Raw genomic sequence first — 2,500 nt, forward strand, 5'->3', positions numbered from 1 at the left:
CTCGTCCGCTCAGGGTTAGTCAGGACCTAAGCCGAGGCCGACAGGCGTAGGCGATGGACAACAGGTTGATATTCCTGTACCACCTCTTTATCGTTTGAGCAATGGAGGGACGCAGAAGGATAGAAGAAGCGTGCGATTGGTTGTGCACGTCCAAGCAGTTAGGCTGATAAGTAGGCAAATCCGCTTATCATAAAGGCTGAGCTGTGATGGGGAAGCTCCTTATGGAGCGAAGTCTTTGATTCCCCGCTGCCAAGAAAAGCTTCTAGCGAGATAAAAGGTGCCTGTACCGCAAACCGACACAGGTAGGCGAGGAGAGAATCCTAAGGTGTGCGAGAGAACTCTGGTTAAGGAACTCGGCAAAATGACCCCGTAACTTCGGGAGAAGGGGTGCTTTCTTAACGGAAAGCCGCAGTGAATAGGCCCAAGCGACTGTTTAGCAAAAACACAGCTCTCTGCGAAGCCGTAAGGCGAAGTATAGGGGGTGACACCTGCCCGGTGCTGGAAGGTTAAGGAGAGGGGTTAGCGTAAGCGAAGCTCTGAACTGAAGCCCCAGTAAACGGCGGCCGTAACTATAACGGTCCTAAGGTAGCGAAATTCCTTGTCGGGTAAGTTCCGACCCGCACGAAAGGTGTAACGATTTGGGCACTGTCTCAACCAGAGACTCGGTGAAATTATAGTACCTGTGAAGATGCAGGTTACCCGCGACAGGACGGAAAGACCCCGTGGAGCTTTACTGTAGCCTGATATTGAATTTTGGTACAGTTTGTACAGGATAGGCGGGAGCCATTGAAACCGGAGCGCTAGCTTCGGTGGAGGCGCTGGTGGGATACCGCCCTGACTGTATTGAAATTCTAACCTACGGGTCTTATCGACCCGGGAGACAGTGTCAGGTGGGCAGTTTGACTGGGGCGGTCGCCTCCTAAAGTGTAACGGAGGCGCCCAAAGGTTCCCTCAGAATGGTTGGAAATCATTCGTAGAGTGCAAAGGCATAAGGGAGCTTGACTGCGAGACCTACAAGTCGAGCAGGGACGAAAGTCGGGCTTAGTGATCCGGTGGTTCCGCATGGAAGGGCCATCGCTCAACGGATAAAAGCTACCCCGGGGATAACAGGCTTATCTCCCCCAAGAGTCCACATCGACGGGGAGGTTTGGCACCTCGATGTCGGCTCATCGCATCCTGGGGCTGTAGTCGGTCCCAAGGGTTGGGCTGTTCGCCCATTAAAGCGGTACGCGAGCTGGGTTCAGAACGTCGTGAGACAGTTCGGTCCCTATCCGTCGTGGGCGTAGGAAATTTGAGAGGAGCTGTCCTTAGTACGAGAGGACCGGGATGGACGCACCGCTGGTGTACCAGTTGTTCTGCCAAGGGCATAGCTGGGTAGCTATGTGCGGAAGGGATAAGTGCTGAAAGCATCTAAGCATGAAGCCCCCCTCAAGATGAGATTTCCCATAGCGTAAGCTAGTAAGATCCCTGAAAGATGATCAGGTTGATAGGTTCGAGGTGGAAGCATGGTGACATGTGGAGCTGACGAATACTAATAGATCGAGGACTTAACCATATAATATGAAGCAATGTTATCTAGTTTTGAAAGAATATAAAAAACTTGTTGACTTTAAAAGTTAAATGAGTTACAATGATTCTTGTCTTAAATGAATACAGTCTGGTAATGATGGCAGAGAGGCCACACCCGTTCCCATACCGAACACGGAAGTTAAGCTCTCTAGCGCCGATGGTAGTTGGGACCTTGTCCCTGTGAGAGTAGGACGTTGCCAGGCAATCCGGAGGATTAGCTCAGCTGGGAGAGCACCTGCCTTACAAGCAGGGGGTCGGCGGTTCGATCCCGTCATCCTCCACCATTTAGCCGACTTAGCTCAATTGGTAGAGCAACTGACTTGTAATCAGTAGGTTGGGGGTTCAAGTCCTCTAGTCGGCACCAGTTTTTATTGTAAGAGCCATTAGCTCAGTTGGTAGAGCATCTGACTTTTAATCAGAGGGTCGAAGGTTCGAGTCCTTCATGGCTCACCATTTTAATTAATATGCGGGTGTGGCGGAATTGGCAGACGCACTAGACTTAGGATCTAGCGCCTTTGGCGTGGGGGTTCGACTCCCTTCACCCGCACTTTTAATAAAATATCTCAAACATGTCTTGCGGAAGTAGTTCAGTGGTAGAATACAACCTTGCCAAGGTTGGGGTCGCGGGTTCGAATCCCGTCTTCCGCTCCAATTTTCAATATGACATGCCGGGGTGGCGGAACAGGCAGACGCACAGGACTTAAAATCCTGCGGTGGGTGACCACCGTGCGGGTTCGACCCCCGCCCTCGGCACCATATGCGCCCGTAGCTCAATTGGATAGAGCGTTTGACTACGGATCAAGAGGTTAGGGGTTCGACTCCTCTCGGGCGCGTTTTCTTTCGGGAAGTGGCTCAGCTTGGTAGAGCACCTGGTTTGGGACCAGGGGGTCGCAGGTTCAAATCCTGTCTTCCCGATACTTGTTTGGGGCCT

The 2,500-nt window shown here is 51.9% G+C and carries 9 tRNA genes and 2 rRNA genes (2 of these 11 cut by a window edge); all 11 read left to right on the forward strand.

The window, feature by feature from the left end:
• Window positions 1-1,555 (forward strand): 23S ribosomal RNA (locus N2V80_RS00440) (it extends 1,368 nt beyond the left edge of the window).
• A gap of 101 nt (window positions 1,556-1,656) precedes the next feature.
• Window positions 1,657-1,772 (forward strand): 5S ribosomal RNA (gene rrf / locus N2V80_RS00445).
• Between the two features lie 5 nt (window positions 1,773-1,777).
• A tRNA-Val gene (locus N2V80_RS00450) sits at window positions 1,778-1,853 on the forward strand.
• A gap of 4 nt (window positions 1,854-1,857) precedes the next feature.
• Window positions 1,858-1,933: transfer RNA gene (locus N2V80_RS00455), tRNA-Thr, on the forward strand.
• 13 nt (window positions 1,934-1,946) lie between these two features.
• Window positions 1,947-2,022: transfer RNA gene (locus tag N2V80_RS00460), tRNA-Lys, on the forward strand.
• A gap of 13 nt (window positions 2,023-2,035) precedes the next feature.
• A tRNA-Leu gene (locus N2V80_RS00465) sits at window positions 2,036-2,116 on the forward strand.
• A 29-nt stretch (window positions 2,117-2,145) separates the two neighbouring features.
• Window positions 2,146-2,220, forward strand: a tRNA-Gly gene (locus tag N2V80_RS00470).
• Between the two features lie 16 nt (window positions 2,221-2,236).
• Window positions 2,237-2,325 (forward strand) — tRNA-Leu (locus N2V80_RS00475).
• 3 nt (window positions 2,326-2,328) lie between these two features.
• A tRNA-Arg gene (locus N2V80_RS00480) sits at window positions 2,329-2,402 on the forward strand.
• A gap of 8 nt (window positions 2,403-2,410) precedes the next feature.
• Window positions 2,411-2,484 (forward strand) — tRNA-Pro (locus N2V80_RS00485).
• A gap of 9 nt (window positions 2,485-2,493) precedes the next feature.
• Window positions 2,494-2,500 (forward strand) — tRNA-Ala (locus N2V80_RS00490) (it continues 69 nt past the right edge of the window).

The sequence above is a fragment of the Bacillus sp. FSL W8-0640 genome, assembly GCF_038007725.1.
GTDB lineage: Bacteria > Bacillota > Bacilli > Bacillales > Bacillaceae_G > Bacillus_A > Bacillus_A cereus.